Source organism: Phytohabitans sp. LZ39 (assembly GCF_059359075.1).
Genome location: NZ_JCADBM010000011.1, coordinates 291,322 through 308,186 on the forward strand (window position 1 = coordinate 291,322; position 16,865 = coordinate 308,186).

Genomic DNA, 16,865 nt, shown 5'->3' on the forward strand with positions numbered 1-16,865 from the left:
TCTCCCCGCGAAAGATTAGGAGCCCATACCGTGAGAAAGTCCCTTTTGTACAGTCTCGCCGTCGCGGCGATAGCGCTCGCCGGCTGCTCGGACGCCACCACCGGCGGCGGGTCCGGTGCGGGCTCCGGCCAGCTCACGGTCGCCGGCACGTACCCCATCGAAAGCCTCGACCCGCACGGCGCGCAGGGTGGCGGCACCGGCACCCAGCTGGCGTCCCGGGAGATCTACAGCCGCCTGGTCGGCCCGGGCAACGACGGCAAGCTGAAGGGCGACCTCGCCACCGAGTGGAAGCCCAACGCCGACGCCACGGAGTGGACGTTCACGCTCCGCTCGGGTGTGCGGTTCAGCGACGGCAAGCCGGTCACCGCGAACGACGTCGCCGCCTCGTTCAAGCGCTTCATGGACCTCAAGGGCACCAACACCGCCAACTTCACCGGGTACACGATGACCGCCACCTCCGACACGCAGGTGGTCATGAAGACGACGAAGCCGGACGCGGCGGTGCCCGGCAAGCTCGCCACGTTCTACGTCATCCCGGCCGGCGTGGCACCGGACGACACCGCGTTCTTCCAGAAGCCGGTCGGCTCGGGTCCGTTCACTGTGGACTCGTTCACCCCGTCGCAGACCCTCGCGCTGGTACCGAACGCCCAGTACTACGGCGGCGCGCCGAAGGTGTCGAAGGTGACCATCAAGAAGATGCCCGAGCTGGCGGCCCGGCTGACCGCGCTGCGCACCGGCGAGGCGGACGTCGTGTGGGGCATCCCCGACGACCAGCTCGGCGAGCTGCAAAGCGACTCGAAGCTGACCGTACAGACGGTACCGAGCACGGCGGTCTTCACGATGTGGTTCAACTCGTCGACCCCCGCGCTGAAGGACGCCAAGGTGCGGCGGGCGCTGTGGCAGGCGGTCGACTTCGAGACCATCATCAAGCAGCTGTACCCGCAGACCGGTTCGCTGTCCGACGCGCCCGTCTCGCCGATCACGCTGGGCTACGTCAAGCAGCAGCCGATCGGGTACGACCCGGACGCGGCCAAGGCGGCGCTGACCGCGGCCGGCTTCGACTTCTCCAAGAAGCTGCGGCTCCAGTTCGCCAATGCCGAGTTCCGGCAGTTCAACCAGGCGGTCGTCTCCGACCTACAGAAGATCGGCGTCCAGGTCGACCTGCTGGAGAAGGAGCAGGCGGTCTTCACCAAGGACCTGCTGGCGCTCAACTGGGACATCAACTTCCAGCAGCTGTCCAACCCGACGTTCGACGCGGCGAACACGCTGGGCCGCCTCTACCCCTGCGCCGCCAAGCGCAACGGGTACTGCAACCCCGAGCTGGACCAGCTGCTGAGCAAGGCCGGTTCGAGCCCGGACGAGGCCGAGCGGACCAGGCTCTACGGTGAGGCCAGCCAGATCATCTGGCAGGACGCGGTCGGCATGTTCCCGATGGCGGTCAAGTACGCGTACGCCTGGAACAACCGCCTCCAGGGCTTCTCGCCGGACCCGAACGGTCTGCCCGACTTCGCCACCGCGCAGGTCAACGGGTCATGACCGCCGCTCGCTTGGCCGACCAGCCGGCGGCCGAGTCCTCGACGGGGCCGCTGCTGGAGCTGGCCGGGCTGGTCGTCGACCTGCCCGGCCAGGCCGGCCACCTGCGCGTGGTCGACGGGGTGTCGTTCGACGTCCCGCCGGCCACCACGGTCGGGCTCATCGGCGAGTCGGGCAGCGGCAAGACAATGACCGCGAACGCGATCATCGGCCTGCTGCCCGACGGCGCCCGGACCGGCGGCGAGCTGCTCTGGCGGGGTGAGAACCTGCTGCGCGCGGACCGCACCCGGCGCCGCCGGCTGCGCGGACACGAGATCGCGATGATCTTCCAGGACCCGCTCGCCGCCCTCAACCCCACCCAGACGATCGCCCGCCAGGTCGGCGAGATCCTGCGCCGCGACGGCAAACCCCGCGACGAGGTACGCCGGCGGGTGCTGGACCTGCTCGAAAGGGCCCGCATCCCGGACCCGGCGCGGCGGCTGCGCAACTACCCGCACGAGTTCTCCGGCGGGATGCGGCAGCGGGCGATGATCGCGCTGGCGCTGGCCGGCAGCCCGGCGCTGCTGCTGGCCGACGAGCCCACCACCGCGCTCGACGTCACCGTGCAGGCGCGCATCCTGCGCCTGCTGCGGTCGATCCAGGAAGACGAAGGGCTGGCGATGCTGCTGGTCAGCCACGACCTGCGGGTGGTCGCCCACGTCGCGCACCAGGTGGTGGTCATGTACGCGGGGCGGGTCGCCGAGCGCGGCCCGACCGCGGCGGTGCTCGGCCGGCCGGCGCACCCCTACACGCAGGCGCTGGTGCGCAGCGTGCCGGCCATCCGGACCCGCACCGCGCTCGCCCATCCCCTACCCGGCACGCCGGCCACCCCGGCGAACCGCCCGGCGGGGTGCGCGTTCCACCCGCGCTGCCCGCTGGCCCGCGACCGGTGCCGCACCGAGCAGCCGGCCGTCCGGCAGGTCGCCTCCGGCCGCTGGACGGCGTGCCACTTCGCCGAGGAGCTGTTGCAGAGTGAGTGAGGCGTTGCTGGAGGTGCGAGACCTGCGGGTCAGTTTCGGCCGCCGGTCCAACAGGTTCGTCGCCGTCGACGGGGTGAGCCTCCGCGTCGCGGCGAACGAGACGGTCGGGCTGGTCGGCGAGTCGGGATCGGGCAAGACCACCGCGGCCCGCGCCATCATCGGCCTCGTCCGGCCGGACTCCGGCGTGGTCACATTGGACGGTCACCGCCTCGGCCCGGTCGGGCGCCGGCCGGCCGCCCTTCAGCGGGCGATCCAGATGGTGTTCCAGGACCCGCGTTCCTCCCTCAACCCGCGGATGACCGCCGCCGCCATCATCAACGAGGCGTGGCGGACCCACCCGGCGTCGGCGCCGGCCGGCGACCGCACCGCGGCCGTGCACCGGCTGCTCGACGACGTGGGCCTCGACTCGAGCGTCGCCCGGCAGCACGCGGGCGAGCTGTCCGGCGGCCAGTGCCAGCGGGTGAGCATCGCCCGCGCGCTCGCCGTCAAGCCGCGGCTGCTGGTCTGCGACGAGGCGGTGTCCGCGCTGGACGTCTCGGTACAGGCGCAGATCCTCCGGCTCCTCGTCGACCTGCGGGCCAGCCACCACCTGTCGATGCTGTTCATCTCCCACGACCTGGGTGTGGTGCACCAGATCGCGGACCGGATCGCGGTGATGCGGCAGGGCGAGCTCGTGGAGGAGGGCCCGGCCAGCGAGGTGCTCGGCGCCCCGCGCCACGAGTACACCCGCACGCTCGTCGACGCCGCCCTGGAGCTCAACACCGGACGTGCCGCGTGAAAGACCTGCTCGGCGGCCTCGTCGTACCGCTCGTGACGCCCATGGACCGGCCCGGCGTGCCGTCCGCGCCGGCCGCGACCCCGCTGCTGCGCGCGATGGCGGGCGCCGGCGTGCGCCGGCTGATGCTCCTCGGCAGCAACGGCGAGGGCCCGCTGATCCGCCCCGACCGGCTGCCGGCGTACGTCGCCGCCATGGTCGACCGCTGGCACGGTCTCGTCGACGGCGGCGTGGTGCTCGTCAACGTCACCGCCGCCGGCACCGACGAGGTCCGCGAGCGCGCCGACCGCGCGGTCGCGGCCGGCGCGGACGCGCTCGTGGTCAGCCCGCCGACGTACTTCAAGCACCGCCCGGACGAGGTGGTCGCCCACTATGCCGCGCTCGCCGGGTGCGGCCGGCCGGTGGTGGCGTACAACGCGCCGAAGTACGCCACTCCCCTCATCGAGTCGAGTGTGGACGGTCTCGTCGCGCTGCCGCACGTGGTCGGCGTCAAGGACTCGTCCGGCGAACCGGCGACGCTGGCGTACCTGGTGAAGGCGGCCGGCCACCGCCCTGATTTCACGGTCAGCCAGGGCGACGAGCGGGCGCTCGCGGCGGCCCTGCGCGCCGGCGCGGGCGGCATCGTGCCCGGCACAGCCAACCTCGCGCCCCGGCTCGCCCTGGACCTGCTGGCCGCGCACGAGGCCGGCGACGGCGCCGCGCTCGACCGGCTCCAGGAGCTGAACACCCGCCTCGCCGGGCTGCACGCGGTCCGTCCCGGCGTTCCCGCGGTCAAGGCGCTGCTCGCCCGGCGGGGCCTGTGCCCGCCGCACGCCGCGCCGCCCCTCGCGCCATGCACGCCGTCGGAGACCGACGAGCTCGAACGCGTGGTCGCCTCCCTCGGTTCATACCTGCTCTGACCCCTCCCGGTCCACCTGCTCTGACCCTCTCCCCGTCCACACGTGCTCTGACACCCTCCCGGTCCACACCTGCTCTGATAGGAGCGCTGCATGATCGCCAGACGGACGTTCACCATCGGGCTCGCCGCCGGCGCCGCCACGGTCGCGGTCGGGCCCCGAGCATTCGCCAGCCCACCCCGGAACGAACCCTTCTTCCACGAGACGACGCTGTGGGACTCCACCGTGGACCCGCTGGAGAACTATCACGTGCACGGCCTCGTCGTGCTCCCGAACGACACGATCCTGGCCGCCACCGAGGGCCGGTACGAGGTGTGCGACGCCGGTCCGCGCGACCTGCTGGTGCGGCGCAGCCCCGACGGCGGCGAGACCTGGGGGCCGACGCAGACCGTGGTGTCCTCCGTGGACGGTCAGTCGTGGGGCAACCCCGCCTTCGTCGCCGACCGGATCACCGGCGAGGTGTTCCTGTTCTACATGCTCTCCGAGCGGCTCCCGGAGAACACCACCTGCTCCGGCGACAGCGGCGACCTGTACGTGGTGTCCAGCAAGGACGGTGGGCGGACCTGGGGCGAGCCGCGGCCGCTGGCCGGACTGTTCGACCATTTCCCGTACGACTGGGCGCTGCACGGCCCGGGACCCGGCCACGGCATCCAGCTCGACGACGGCCGCCTGCTGATCAACGTCGCGCACCGCCGGGTCATCGTCGGCAACACCGTCGCGCAGCGCTTCTACGGCATGGCCGGCCTCTACAGCGACGACCACGGCCGCACCTGGCAGGCGACCGGCGAGGTGCCGGTCTCCGTGGAGTACCCCATCAACGAGGCCCGGCTCGTGCAGCGCGACGACGGCCCGGTCGTGGTCAACGGCCGCGCGGCGGCGGGCGGCAACCGCCAGCGCATCGTCGCGGTGAGCCAGGACCGCGGCCTCACCTGGTCACCGCCCAAACTGGACGGCGCCACGGGTGTCTTCAACGCCGTCGACGCCAGCCTCGTCCGGTACACCGGCGGCCCGCGCTCGCACGACATCGACCGGATCCTTTTCAGCCGGCCGGACGCGCCGATGCGGTGGAACATGACGGTGTCGGTCAGCTACGACGAGGGGCACTCGTTCCGGTACAGCCGGGTCGTCAACCCCAACCGCTCCTACTACTCCGACCTCGCGCGGCTCTCCGACGGCACGATCGTGCTCCTGTACGGCTGCGACGGCGACATCCCCAGCTTCCCGCGGCGGATCGCGCTCGCCCGGTTCAACCTGGAGTGGCTCACGCAGGGCCGGGACAGCCTCTCCCGCGGCCCGCGCCTGACCGAGCACCGCCACGACCTCGGCCGCACCGCGCCGCACGCGCGGCGGCCCGGCGGCACCGTGGCCGTCGTCCGCGAGCCCACCGCCCGCGACGGCGCCCGCGCGGTCTACACCCCGCACGCGGCCGGCGACTACATCGAGTACCCATTCGAGGCCGGGCATGGCGGCGTGTTCGAGGTCTGGCTCCGCTACTACCGCCCGGTGGCCGGTGGTCTCGTCGCGGTCACCATCGACGGCCGGGCACCGCGGGTCGCCGCGATCGACACGACGGCGGAGAGCGCCGACGGGTACGACGTCGTGCGGCTGGACCGGCTGCGGCTCGGGCCCGGCCGGCATCGCGTGCGCTTCACGCTGGCCGGCCCCGGCCGCGGCGGCGGCCAGCTGATCTCGCTCGACGAGCTGAGCCTGGTCGAGGCGCCCGGTCCGGCCGATGTCCGCGAGGACATCACCATCGACAACGGCGAGCAGGGCTTCCAGGTGGTCGCCGGCACCTGGCCCGGCGGCACGGGCGTGCCCGGGTACTACGGCAGCAACTACACCTCCCACGCGGCCGGCGACGGCACCGCGGCGGTGCGCTGGCGCCCGGCCATTCCCGGCGACGACCGCTACGAGGTGCGCGTCTCGTACAGCGCGGCGTCCAACCGCGCGACGAACGCCACCTACGTCGTCCACCACGCCGGGGGCAGCACGCCGGTCGCCGTCGACCAGCGGGTACGCGGCGTGCCGGGCCCGCGCGGCGGCGAGTGGGTGTCGCTCGGCACGTTCCCGTTCACCGCGGGTCTCGACGGCCGCGTCGAGCTGAGCGACGCCGCGAACGGCGTGGTCGTCGCGGACGCCGTCCAATGGGTACGGACCAGCAGCCCAGTGTCCTGACACCGTCGAGAAGGCGGCCGGCCCACCACCCCGGGCCGGCCGTCAGGTGGTGTCGAGGTGGGCGACGCCCTCCAGGGCCGGGTCGTAGGCGACCTTCGCCTGGGCGCGGCCCTCGCGCCAGCCGGCGAGGCGCCCTTCGACGTGGCCGGCCGCGGGCGTCGCACCGTCCACATAGTAGTGAAGGACGCGGGTGCCGCGGGTGGTCTCGTGCGCCAGCAGCTCGCCGTCGGTGCCGACCGCCTCGGTCAGCTCGTCTTCGAAGGCGCGCAACGCGGTCAGCGAACCGTCGAGCGGCAGCCCGCCGTCGTTGGTGTCGCGGAACGGCAGCGTCACCGCGACATGCGTGTCGAAGCGCGGGAAGCGCACCGGCAACATCACCTTCTGCGCGGTGGCGAGCACCGGCCAGCCCTTCTTGTCCTGGGCGGTGAGCATCACCCACACGGGCTCCTTGTGCTCGACCGCCTGGCGCTCCACGGCGGCCCGCAGCTCGTCCGGCGCGTACGCGTCGACCGGGGGTGCCTCCCCGCCGAACTCGACCGCGCCGACCCAGCGCTCCACGCCTTCCTCGCCGAGCAGCCAGTCCAGCGACAGGAAGGCGATCTGCCCGCGCACCTCCTCGGGCAGGTCCGGAAACATCGGGTGGTAGACGGTGACGTCGAGGAGCTGCCGCCCGCCCTCCACCGCGAACCCGTACCGCAGGTCGGCCATCGCCAGCTCGGCGCCGCCGATCTGGAGCCGCGCGCCGAACGCGTTCGGGTCGGGCTGGCGGGACGTGTGGTACTCCCACGTCTCGTCCGCCGGGGGCGCGGCCGCCGCCCAGCGCGCCGCCACGGCCCGCAGCTCCGCCCGGCCCGCCGGCGACACGACCAGCGCGTGCGCCGACCGGGCACCGCGGGCGAACTCCCAGTGCAGGTCGGCGTGGATGGCCGAGACAAGCGCGTTGATCTGGTCGCTGAGGTCGGCCCAGTCACCGGTGGTGACGGCCGCCTCCACCCGGCCGCGGGCGCCCGGCCACCACTCCCAGAACGCGGCTATCGCGGTGTCGGGGGCGGACGTGGGCTCGGCACGGCGGCGAGAGAAGATCACGAGCGGAGACTCTACGCCCACCCGTCAACCCCGGCCGCCCCACGCCGGCCGGGTCCACCGTGGACAGACGATTAGGACTCCTTACAACAGACGTTCTCCTAGGAATCCGCCTGTGGCGCGGCGAGGCGGCGCCACTCGCTGGGGGTTTGGCCGTAGGTGCCGCGGAAGCGGCGGGTGAAGTGGGTCGGATCGCTGAAGCCCCAGCGGCGGGCGACCGTCGCGATCGTGCGGCCGTGGCTATCCGGGCGCAGCAGCTCATCGCGGGCGCCGCGCAGCCGCTCGCCGATGATCCACTGCTCGAGGCTGAAGTCGGCCTGGGCGCAGACCTTGTAGAGGTAGCGCAGCGAGACGTTGTGCGCGGCGGCGATCGTGGCGGGGCGCAGGTCGGGGTCGGCCAGGTGCTGGCGGACGTAGGCGCGGACCTGGGTCAGCAGCGTCTCGGCGAGCACCGCGCGGGCGTGCGGCTCCGCGTGGGCGGCCGACGCGATGAGGGCGCGGGCGAGCTCGATGCTCGCGTGGCCGGCGGTGACGGCGGCCGGGTCGGCGCTGAGCTGCTCGGCGTCCCGCACCAGGTGGGCGACGTGGCTGGTCACCAGGTGGTACAGCGGGCTGGTCGGCAAATTGGCGGCGGCGCGGCGGATGACGTCGATCGGGAGGCCGACCTGGTCGAACGGGATCTGGAGGCAGCCGGCCGCGCCGTCGCCGGACCAGGAGAAGTCGTACGGAGAGGACAGGTCGACCATCATCAGCGAACCAGGGCGCACGATCTGGCGGTGGCCGAGCTGCTCGTGGCGCCCGTCGCCGAGCAACTGCACGGAGAGGGCGACGATGGGCGCGGCGTCCTGTTTGGCCTGTTTGGGCGTGCGAAGCAGGCGCAGGCCGGTGGACCGCGCGGTGAATACGTTGGCGCTGCCGAAGTCCCAGACCTCGAGGCGGGTGCGGACGTCACCACCCGGATCCTCGTGGATCACGTAGGACGGGACCGACGCCTGCATCATCGCGGCGTAGACCGCCTCGACCCGCTCGCCCCGCGGTATGTCCGCCGTGTCCAGAAGAAAACCCATGTGCGCCGCCCAGTGTGCACCGTCAGCCGACAACAGTGCACGCATAGCCCCGCCAGCGGCGCACACGCTTCCTAAGGTCGCACGGGAGTGTTACAAGGGGGGATCGGTGCTCAGGGGCCGAAAAAGTGAACGCGAACACCTTGACGAGCTCGTCGCCGCGGTCCGCGAGGGGTTGAGTGGCGTGCTCGTCCTCCAGGGCGACGCGGGCATCGGCAAGACCGCGCTGCTCGACTACGCGGCCGGCGCCGCCGCCGACCTACGGGTCGTCCGCGTCGGCGGGGTCGAGTCGGAGGCCGGGTTCGAGGTGGGTGGGAAAGCGTCAGCCGCGCGCGTCAACGACGCGACCCTCGTCGTGTACCCGGGCGCGCCGCACGGCATCACCGACACGCACAAGCAGCAGCTGTCGGAAGACCTGCTTACATTTTTGAGGAGTGTGCCATGACCGCGCCCGACACGATCGTCCTCGTCCACGGCTTCTGGGTGACGCCGCGCAGCTGGGAGCACTGGGTCACGCACTACGAGGCCCGCGGCTTCCGGGTCATCGCGCCCGGCTACCCGGGCTTCGAGGTGGAGGTCGAGGCGCTGCGGGAAAACCCGCAGATCATCGTCGACGTGACCGTGCCTGCGATCATCTCGAAGATCGAGGGGATCATCCGCGAGCTGGACCGTCCGCCGATCATCATGGGCCACTCCGCCGGCGGGGCGTTCACCCAGATCCTGCTCGACCACGGGTTCGGCGCCGCCGGCGTCGCGCTCAACTCGGCGCCCACCGAGGGCGTGCGGGTGGTGCCGCTGTCGCAGGTGAAGTCCACCTTCCCGGTGCTCAAGAGCCCGGCCAACCGGCACAAGGCGGTCGGGCTGTCCTTCGAGGAGTGGAAGTACGCGTTTACCAACACGTTCACCGAGGACGAGTCCCGCGCCCTGTACGACCGCTACCACATCCCGGCCAACGGCGGCATCCTGTGGGGCAGCGTGCTGGCCAACTTCCAGCCCGGTCACCAGGACACCTGGGTCGACTACCACAACGACAAGCGGGTGCCGCTGCTGTTCGTCTCCGGCGGCGAGGACCACATCATGCCGCCGGCCATCCAGCAGTCGAACGCCAAGCACTACAAGTCGAACACCATCACCGAGATCAAGGAGTACGAAGGGTACGCGCACCTGCTGCCCGCGCAGAAGGGCTGGGAGCGGATCGCCGACGAGGTCTTGGACTGGGCGCTGTCCCATGCCCGCTGACGTCCGCGTCACCCACGTCGGCGGCCCCACCGTGCTCATCGAGTTCGCCGGGTGGCGGCTGCTGACCGATCCGACGTTCGACCCGGCCGGGCGCACCTACACGTTCGGCTGGGGCACCTCGTCCCGCAAGCTCGCCGGGCCGGCGATCGACGCGGACGCGGTCGGGCCGGTGGACGCGGTGCTGCTGACCCACGACCACCACGGCGACAACCTCGACGAGGCCGGCCGCCGCCTGCTGCCGTCGGCCGGCATGGTCGTCACCACCGTGTCCGGCGCGGCCCGGCTCGGCGGCGGCGCGCTCGGGTTGGCGGCGTGGGCGTCGACCACATTGGAGGGTGCGGGACGGCCGGCCGTCGAGGTGACCGCCACGCCGTGCCGGCACGGTCCCCCACTGAGCCGGCCGATCGTCGGCGACGTCGTCGGCTTCGCGCTGCGCTGGGAGGGGCAGCGGCACGGTGCACTGTGGATATCCGGTGACACCGTCCTCTACCCCGGCGTCCGGCAGGTCGCCGGCCGGGTGCCGGTCGGGCTGGCGCTGGTGCACCTCGGCGGCGTCCGCTTCCCGGTCACCGGACCGCTGCGGTACACGATGACCGCCCGCGACGCGGTCACCCTCCTCGGCGAGGTGCGGCCGCACACCGCCGTGCCCGTGCACTACGAGGGCTGGAAGCACTTCCAGCAACCCCGTTCCGACATCGAACGCGAGTTCGCCGCCGCGCCGCGCGACGTGCGCGACCGCGTCCGCTGGCTACCCATCGGCACTCCCACCGACCTGGAGACATGACACATGAGAAGACTCGTGACCGCGCTCGTGCTGCTGCTGACCGCCACCGGCCTGTTGGCCACGCCGGCGGCGTCCGCGGCGACGGGCTCGCACGGACCCAAGCCGACTGTCGTGCTCGTGCACGGCGCCTTCGCGGACGCCTCCGGCTGGGGCGAGGTCGTCAAGCGCCTGCACCGCAAGGGTTACCCGGTGATCGCGCCGGCCAACCCGCTGCGCGGCGTCCCGTCGGACTCGGCGTACATCGCCAGCGTGCTGGCGAGCGTCAGCGGACCGATCGTCCTGGTTGGACACTCGTACGGCGGGATCGTCATCACCAACGCGGCCACCGGCAACCCCAACGTCAAGGCGCTGGTGTACATCGCGGCGTTCGCACCCGACCAGGGTGAGCCGCTCGTCGCGCTACAGACGAAGTTTCCCGGCAGCCGGCTCGGCTTGGAAGCGCTCGACATCCGGCCCACCGGCCCGGAGACCTTCGACGGCTACATCAAGGCGAGCGTCTTCCGGGAGGTCTTCGCGGCCGACCTGCCGGCCAGCACGACGGCGGTCATGGCGGCCACCCAGCGCCCCGGCGATCTGGCCACGCTCCAGCAGCCGTCCGGCCCGCCGGCTTGGAAGGCGATCCCGTCGTGGTACCTCGTCGCCAAGCAGGACCAGGTGATCCCGGCGGCCGCCCAGCGTTTCATGGCCGAGCGCGCCGGTGCCCGTACCAGGGAGGTCAACGCCTCGCACGTGGCGATGATGTCGCGGCCGGACGCCGCGGCCGACGTGATCGTCGCGGCCGCCCGGTCCTGACGGGAGGGGTTGGAGGGGGCCGGCCGGGGTGGCCGGCCCCCTCCGTCTCCCTCCCCCACCCCCGAGATCGCTCCTGCCGCGGGTCCACATAGGTGGGTGGGACGAGCTCCGGTAGCCGGTCGGCGGCGAGGCGGACGGTCCGGTGTCCGCGGTGGATGATCCGGTGCCGCGCGCCACCCCCCGCTGATCAACCGTCGGCCGCGGTCGAGGTCCAGAACCTGGACCACCCAACCCTCGGCCCGGGGCGCCGGATATGATCTACGAATGTCTGACGCGGAGCTCGCCATCGCCGCGGCGGAGGCGGGTGCGGCCGTGGTGCGGGCCAGGTTCGGCCAGCCGCTCGACCGGTTCGTCAAGTCCGGCAACGACTTCGCCACCGCCGCCGACCTCGACTCCGAGAAAGCGATCCTCGACGTCTTGCGGGCCGCCCGCCCGGACGACGCGGTGCTCGCCGAGGAGTCCGGCGGCGCGGGCGATCCGGGCACCGGCCGGGTGTGGCTCGTCGACCCGCTCTGCGGCACGCTCAACTTCGCCGCGCACACCCCGCTCGCCTCGGTCAACGTCGCCCTGCGTACCGGCGGGGAGGTGACCGCGGCGGCGTCGGCCGACCCGTTCAGCGGCGAGGTCTTCTGGACCGACGGCACCACGGCGCGCATACGCCGAGGCCAAGACCAAAACCCACTCACGCCCACCGCCACCGTCCCGCTCGTCGACGTCGACCTGGATCCGCCGTTCGCCAACGGGCCCGGCTTCCGCGCGGTGCGGCTGCTCGGCGACCTGGCGTTCACCCAGCGCTTCGGGGTGCGGGTAACGTCGACGACGCTGGCGCTGGCGTGGGTCGCGGCCGGGCGCCGGGCCGCGTACCTGAGCGACAGCGACCTGACCGACAACGTGCACTTCGCCGCCCCGGTGGCCATCTGCCGGGCGGCCGGCTGCGTGGTCACCGGCCTGCGCGGGGAGCCGGTCGGCGAGGGCGCCGGCGGCCTACTCGCCGCCGCCGACCAAGAGACGCACGACGCGCTGCTCGCGCTCGTCGCCAAGCAGTTTCGAGGGGGTCGACCGTGACGTTGAAGGCTCTCGTGGTCCGCGGCGGGTGGGAAGGGCACCAGCCGGTCAAGGCCACCGAGATGTTCATCCCGTTCCTGGAACGCGCCGGCTACGCCGTGCGCGTCGAGGAGTCACCCGAGGTGTACGCCGACGCGGGTGAGATGGCCGCCACCGACCTGGTCCTCCAGTGCGTGACGATGTCGGAGATCACCGGCGACCAGGTGGCCGGTCTGCGCGCGGCGGTCGAGGCGGGCACCGGCCTCACCGGCTGGCACGGCGGCATCGTCGACTCCTACCGCGCCTCCTCCGACTACCTCCAGCTGGTCGGCGGCCAGTTCGCCACCCACCCGGGCAAGGAGCCGTGCGAGCGGCAGGGCGGGCAGGAGGACAACTACCTGCCGTACACGGTGAACCTCACCGCCCTGGGCCGGGAGCACCCGGTCACCGCCGGTGTCGAGGACTTCGACCTGGTCACCGAGCAGTACTGGGTGCTGCACGACGACCTGATCGACGTGCTGGCCACCACCACCCACCCGACCCAGCCGTGGCACCCTTGGCACCGGCCGATCACCTCGCCGGCGATCTGGACCCGGCGTTGGGGCGCCGGCCGCGTCGTCGTCACCACGCCGGGGCACAGCCTCGACGTGCTGGAGCACCCGAGCGTGCGCACCGTCATCGAGAGGGGCATCCTGTGGGCGAGCCGCACCGCGTCGGCATCGTAGGTCTCGGCGTCATCTCCCGGCAGTACCTGAACACGCTCGTCGGCCACCCCGACGTCCGCGTGACCGCGGTGGCCGACCTCGACGCCGCCCGGGCCGAGGCGGTCGCGGCCGAGTTCCCGGGGGTGGAGGCGGTGAGCGTCGAGCGGCTGTTCGACGGCGCGGGCGTCGACACGGTGCTCAACCTGACCATCCCGGCGGCGCACGCCGACATCGCGCTGGCCGCGATCGCCGGGGGCAAGCACGTGTACGCGGAGAAGCCGCTCGCGGTCACGTTCCCGGGCGGCCGGTCGATCGTCGACGCGGCCGTCGCGGCCGGCCTGCGGGTGGGATGCGCCCCGGACACGGTGCTCGGTACGGGCATCCAGACGGCGCGCGCCGCCGTCGACGCCGGCCTGATCGGGCGCCCGATCGCCGCGTCCGCCGTGATGGTGACGCCCGGCCACGAGCGCTGGCACCCCAACCCCGACTTCTACTACGTCGCCGGCGGCGGCCCGCTGATGGACATGGGGCCGTACTACATCACGGCGCTGGTCCACCTGCTCGGCCCGGTCCGCGCGGTGACCGGCGCGGCGAGCCGGCTGCGCGGGGAGCGGGTCATCGGCTCGGGGCCGCGTGCCGGCGAGCGGATCCCGGTCGAGGTCGACAGCCACGTCAGCGGGGTGCTCGAACACGCCAACGGCGCGCTCACCACGATCACGACGAGCTTCGACAGCGTGGAGACGGCCGCCGTGCCGATCGAGGTGCACGGCGAGACCGGCACGCTGTCCGTCCCCGACCCCAACCATTTCGAGGGCGAGACCCGCCTGTTCGAGCTGGGCGGCAGCGAATGGCGCCCCCTCAAGCCCTCCGCCGGCTACGTGGGCGCCGGCCGCGGCGTCGGCCTGGTCGACCTCGTCACCTCGGACGGCCGCGCGAGCGGCGAGCTGGCCCTGCACGTGCTGGAGGTAATGACCGCGCTGCTCGACTCGGCCGCCGAGGGGCGCCGGATCAACCTCACCACCACCGTGGAACGCCCCGCGCCGGTGCCGCTCACCCATCCGGTCCGATGAGTTTGCCGCGCCCGGTCCGTCATACCGGGCATGAACACATCGACTGCTGAGACGGCGACCCGCCGCGCCTGGTTTGGCCTCGCGATCCTGGCCCTGCCCACCCTGCTGCTGTCCCTGGACGTCAGCGTGCTCTACCTCGCGCTGCCCAACCTGAGCCGTGACCTGGGCGCGTCGAGCACCGAGCAGCTGTGGATCCTCGACATCTACTCGTTCCTGCTGGCCGGCTTCCTGGTCACGATGGGCACGCTGGGCGACCGCATCGGCCGCCGGCGCCTGCTGCTGATCGGTGCGGCCGCGTTCGGCGTGGCCTCCGTCGCGGCGGCCTACGCGACCAGCGCCGAGATGCTCATCGCGAGCCGCGCCCTGCTCGGCGTGGCCGGCGCGACGCTGGCGCCGTCGACGATGGCCCTGATCCGCAACATGTTTCCGGACCCCAAGCAGATGGGCCAGGCCATCGCCATCTGGTTCGCCTGCTTCATGGGCGGCATGACGGTCGGGCCGCTGGTCGGCGGCGCGCTGCTGGAGCACTTCTGGTGGGGCTCGGCGTTCCTGCTCGGCATCCCGGTCATGGTGCTGCTGCTCGTGCTCGGCCCGGTCGTGCTGCCCGAGTACCGCGACGCGCACGCCGGCCGCCTCGACATGGCGAGCGTGGCGCTGTCGCTGGCCGCGATCCTGCCGGTCATCTACGGCCTGAAGAGCATCGCCCGCGACGGCCTGCACACCACCGCCCTGGCCGCGACCGCCGCTGGCATCGCGTTCGGTGTGGCGTTCGTCCGGCGGCAGCGCACGCTGGAGCACCCGCTGCTCGACCTGCGGCTGTTCACGAACGGCAGGTTCAGCGCCGCGCTGTCCACCATGTGGTTCGGCGGCCTGGTAATGGCCGGCGTCAGCCTGGTCACCTCCATGTACCTCCAGCTGGTCGAGGGTTTCTCGCCGCTGACCGCGGGTCTGTGGCTGATCCCGCAGAACATCGCGATGATCGCCGGCTTCCAGATCGCGCCGCGGCTGGCCCAGCGTTTCCGCACGTCGAGCGTGGTCGCGGCCGGCCTGGTCATCTCGGCCGCCGGCTTCGTCATGATGGCCCGGGTGCCGACCGAGGACGGCGTGACCTGGCTGATCGGCGGCCTGGCGCTCGCCGCCGCCGGCATGAGCCTCCCGATGGCCCTCACCGCGAACATCATCATGGGCGCCACCCCGCCGGAGAAGGCCGGCTCGGCGGCCGCGGTGATGGAGACCAGCGGCGAGTTCGGCATCGCGGTCGGCATCGCCACCCTGGGCAGCCTGGCCACGTTCGTCTACCGCGGCGAGGTCGCCGACGGCCTGCCCACCGGCCTGCCGAGCGACCTGGCGGCGGCGATGAACGAGAGCCTGGCGGTCGCGGCCACCGCCACCCAGCGGGCCGACCTGCTCGACCTGGCCCAGGACGCGTTCACCTCCGGCCTGAACGTGGTGAGCGGCGTGGGCGCGGCCATCTTCGTGACGCTCGCGGCCGTCTGCCTGGCCGTCCTCCGCCGCGCCGACCAGCCCGCGCCGGTCGAGGTGGTCGCCGAGGAGACCGAGGATCGGGTACCGGTCGCGGCTACCCGGTGAGCGTGTCCATAGTGGACAGAAAGCGCTCGGCCCGCCGCCGGCGCTCGAGCTTCCAGTCCGGACCGGCCGCGCCGCGCTGTAGATCGGTGAGGTACGCATACTCATCGGACAGCAGCCGGCGCGGCTCGTCGTCGGCCGCGACCCACGCGTCGGCGAACTCCCGGAACGTCGGCGCCTCCCCCGCCGTCCAGAACTCCATGACGAGCACGCGGGCGAGCGCGCCATCGCGAAACCGCCCGCCGGTCAGCTCGGCCAGCAGCCGCGTCACCGGCTCGTAGGTCTTGTTGTACCACCGGTAGTAGAGCCGGTCGGACTCCCGCAACTCCGCCGGTGGCCCACCCGGCCGCACGATCTCCGCCGCCAGCCGCGTGGCGCCGAGCACCTCCCCGGTCGTCAGGAAATGGCGCACCCGCCGCAGGATCACCGGCTTACGGTCGGTGTCCCGCGTGACCTTCGCCCCCGCGACGATCCGGTACGGGATGGCGTGCCGCTCGCAGAACGCCCGGATCTCCCCCAGGTTGAGGTAGTTGAGGTCGTCGAGCAGCTCCTCCCGCCGCCCCGCCGCCAACCCCGCCAGCACGCCACCCATAGCCCACATCATGCCGCGCCGCCCTCTTCCTCGACCGCGACACGGCTGGAGAGGGGTTCGGGTCAGGGCCTTCTTGAAGACACTGTCCGCATTAATCAGGGGTCTCCTAGAGGCCCTTCGGGGTCAGGGTCACCGCCCGTCGTGGCGTTGCTTAGAGGCATATTTGCCCATGTCCGCGTCAGCTGTAGGCCGTATGCTCCCGCGGGCACCGTTCCCGGCCGGCGGCTCGCCAGGGCTCGCCGAAATCCCCGGCCGTCCACTGCCAGGTCCGCGGGACAAGCCCCGAGAGGGGTCTTCGCGGGCCCTACCTGGGCCATCCTGACGCGGCGTAACCAGCCCAGGGGTCGAGACTTCGAAATCTAGGAGACCTAGGGTTGAAATAGCGCCCTAACTCTCCTAGATGTTGTGTCCGGAGAGGTTGGGTACGCGGCTGGCGGGTGGGCCGCCGATGGCGGTGTGGTGTCGGTGATGGTTGTACATGTGGAGCCAGTGGGGCAAGGCGGCGCGG

The 16,865-nt window shown here is 72.4% G+C and carries 15 protein-coding genes and 3 pseudogenes; 14 read left to right on the forward strand and 4 right to left on the reverse strand.

Going from position 1 to position 16,865, the window contains the following annotated elements:
* Nucleotides 1-30 precede the first annotated feature (30 nt).
* The 5 genes from AC5L36_RS22695 (at nt 31) to AC5L36_RS22715 (ending at nt 6,398) form a co-directional block, all read left to right on the forward strand.
* Entirely contained in the window at nt 31-1,536 is a 1,506-nt protein-coding gene (locus tag AC5L36_RS22695) for an ABC transporter substrate-binding protein (RefSeq protein WP_441218739.1), read from the forward strand.
* On the forward strand, nt 1,533-2,552 hold the full coding sequence (locus AC5L36_RS22700) for an ABC transporter ATP-binding protein (RefSeq protein WP_441218741.1): 1,020 nt from the start codon (nt 1,533-1,535) through the stop codon (nt 2,550-2,552). The genes AC5L36_RS22695 and AC5L36_RS22700 overlap by 4 nt, the downstream gene beginning before the upstream one ends.
* Entirely contained in the window at nt 2,545-3,330 is a 786-nt protein-coding gene (locus AC5L36_RS22705) for an ABC transporter ATP-binding protein (RefSeq protein ID WP_441218743.1), read from the forward strand. Before AC5L36_RS22700 ends, AC5L36_RS22705 begins: the two co-directional genes overlap by 8 nt.
* A complete protein-coding gene (locus AC5L36_RS22710) occupies nt 3,327-4,226 on the forward strand; it encodes a dihydrodipicolinate synthase family protein (RefSeq protein WP_441218745.1) in 900 nt (299 codons plus the stop codon). The genes AC5L36_RS22705 and AC5L36_RS22710 overlap by 4 nt, the downstream gene beginning before the upstream one ends.
* 90 nt (nt 4,227-4,316) lie before the next feature.
* Nucleotides 4,317-6,398, forward strand: a complete 2,082-nt coding sequence (locus AC5L36_RS22715) for a golvesin C-terminal-like domain-containing protein (RefSeq protein ID WP_441218747.1) — start codon at nt 4,317-4,319, stop codon at nt 6,396-6,398.
* 42 nt (nt 6,399-6,440) lie between these two features.
* Here AC5L36_RS22715 and AC5L36_RS22720 read toward each other — a convergent pair whose 3' ends face one another.
* The gene (locus AC5L36_RS22720; RefSeq protein ID WP_441218749.1) at nt 6,441-7,484 is read right to left on the reverse strand and encodes a hypothetical protein; all 1,044 of its coding nucleotides are present in this window, start codon (nt 7,482-7,484) and stop codon (nt 6,441-6,443) included.
* Nucleotides 7,485-7,582: 98 nt separating this feature from the next.
* Nucleotides 7,583-8,548 (reverse strand): helix-turn-helix domain-containing protein, encoded by a 966-nt coding sequence (locus AC5L36_RS22725; RefSeq protein ID WP_441218751.1) that lies wholly within the window; start codon nt 8,546-8,548, stop codon nt 7,583-7,585.
* Between AC5L36_RS22725 and AC5L36_RS22730 the strand changes: the two are divergent.
* The 9 genes and pseudogenes from AC5L36_RS22730 to AC5L36_RS22770 form a co-directional block, all read left to right on the forward strand.
* Nucleotides 8,547-8,813 (forward strand): annotated as a pseudogene (locus tag AC5L36_RS22730) (ATP-binding protein); the annotation flags it as partial. The gene AC5L36_RS22725 and the pseudogene AC5L36_RS22730 overlap by 2 nt on opposite strands.
* A 66-nt stretch (nt 8,814-8,879) precedes the next feature.
* A pseudogene (locus AC5L36_RS22735) lies at nt 8,880-8,990 on the forward strand (alpha/beta fold hydrolase); the annotation flags it as partial.
* Nucleotides 8,987-9,784, forward strand: a complete 798-nt coding sequence (locus AC5L36_RS22740) for an alpha/beta hydrolase (protein ID WP_441218753.1) — start codon at nt 8,987-8,989, stop codon at nt 9,782-9,784. The pseudogene AC5L36_RS22735 and the gene AC5L36_RS22740, both read left to right, overlap by 4 nt.
* Entirely contained in the window at nt 9,774-10,568 is a 795-nt protein-coding gene (locus tag AC5L36_RS22745; RefSeq protein ID WP_441218755.1) for an MBL fold metallo-hydrolase, read from the forward strand. The genes AC5L36_RS22740 and AC5L36_RS22745 overlap by 11 nt, the downstream gene beginning before the upstream one ends.
* Before the next feature lie 3 nt (nt 10,569-10,571).
* On the forward strand, nt 10,572-11,360 hold the full coding sequence (locus AC5L36_RS22750; RefSeq protein WP_441218757.1) for an alpha/beta fold hydrolase: 789 nt from the start codon (nt 10,572-10,574) through the stop codon (nt 11,358-11,360).
* Between the two features lie 264 nt (nt 11,361-11,624).
* Nucleotides 11,625-12,425 carry an inositol monophosphatase family protein gene (locus tag AC5L36_RS22755; RefSeq protein WP_441218759.1) on the forward strand — a complete coding sequence of 267 codons (801 nt, stop codon included), beginning with the start codon at nt 11,625-11,627 and terminating at the stop codon, nt 12,423-12,425.
* On the forward strand, nt 12,422-13,129 hold the full coding sequence (locus AC5L36_RS22760) for a ThuA domain-containing protein (protein ID WP_441218761.1): 708 nt from the start codon (nt 12,422-12,424) through the stop codon (nt 13,127-13,129). Before AC5L36_RS22755 ends, AC5L36_RS22760 begins: the two co-directional genes overlap by 4 nt.
* Complete coding sequence (locus AC5L36_RS22765; RefSeq protein WP_441218763.1) at nt 13,099-14,178, forward strand: Gfo/Idh/MocA family protein; 1,080 nt, start codon at nt 13,099-13,101, stop codon at nt 14,176-14,178. The genes AC5L36_RS22760 and AC5L36_RS22765 overlap by 31 nt, the downstream gene beginning before the upstream one ends.
* 30 nt (nt 14,179-14,208) lie before the next feature.
* Nucleotides 14,209-15,768 (forward strand): MFS transporter, encoded by a 1,560-nt coding sequence (locus AC5L36_RS22770; protein WP_441218765.1) that lies wholly within the window; start codon nt 14,209-14,211, stop codon nt 15,766-15,768.
* On the opposite strand, the gene AC5L36_RS22775 is transcribed toward AC5L36_RS22770, so the two are convergent.
* Nucleotides 15,758-16,357 carry a hypothetical protein gene (locus tag AC5L36_RS22775; protein WP_441218767.1) on the reverse strand — a complete coding sequence of 200 codons (600 nt, stop codon included), beginning with the start codon at nt 16,355-16,357 and terminating at the stop codon, nt 15,758-15,760. The two genes, AC5L36_RS22770 and AC5L36_RS22775, sit on opposite strands and share 11 nt — an antisense overlap.
* A gap of 396 nt (nt 16,358-16,753) precedes the next feature.
* Nucleotides 16,754-16,865 (reverse strand): annotated as a pseudogene (locus AC5L36_RS22780) (IS481 family transposase); the annotation flags it as partial.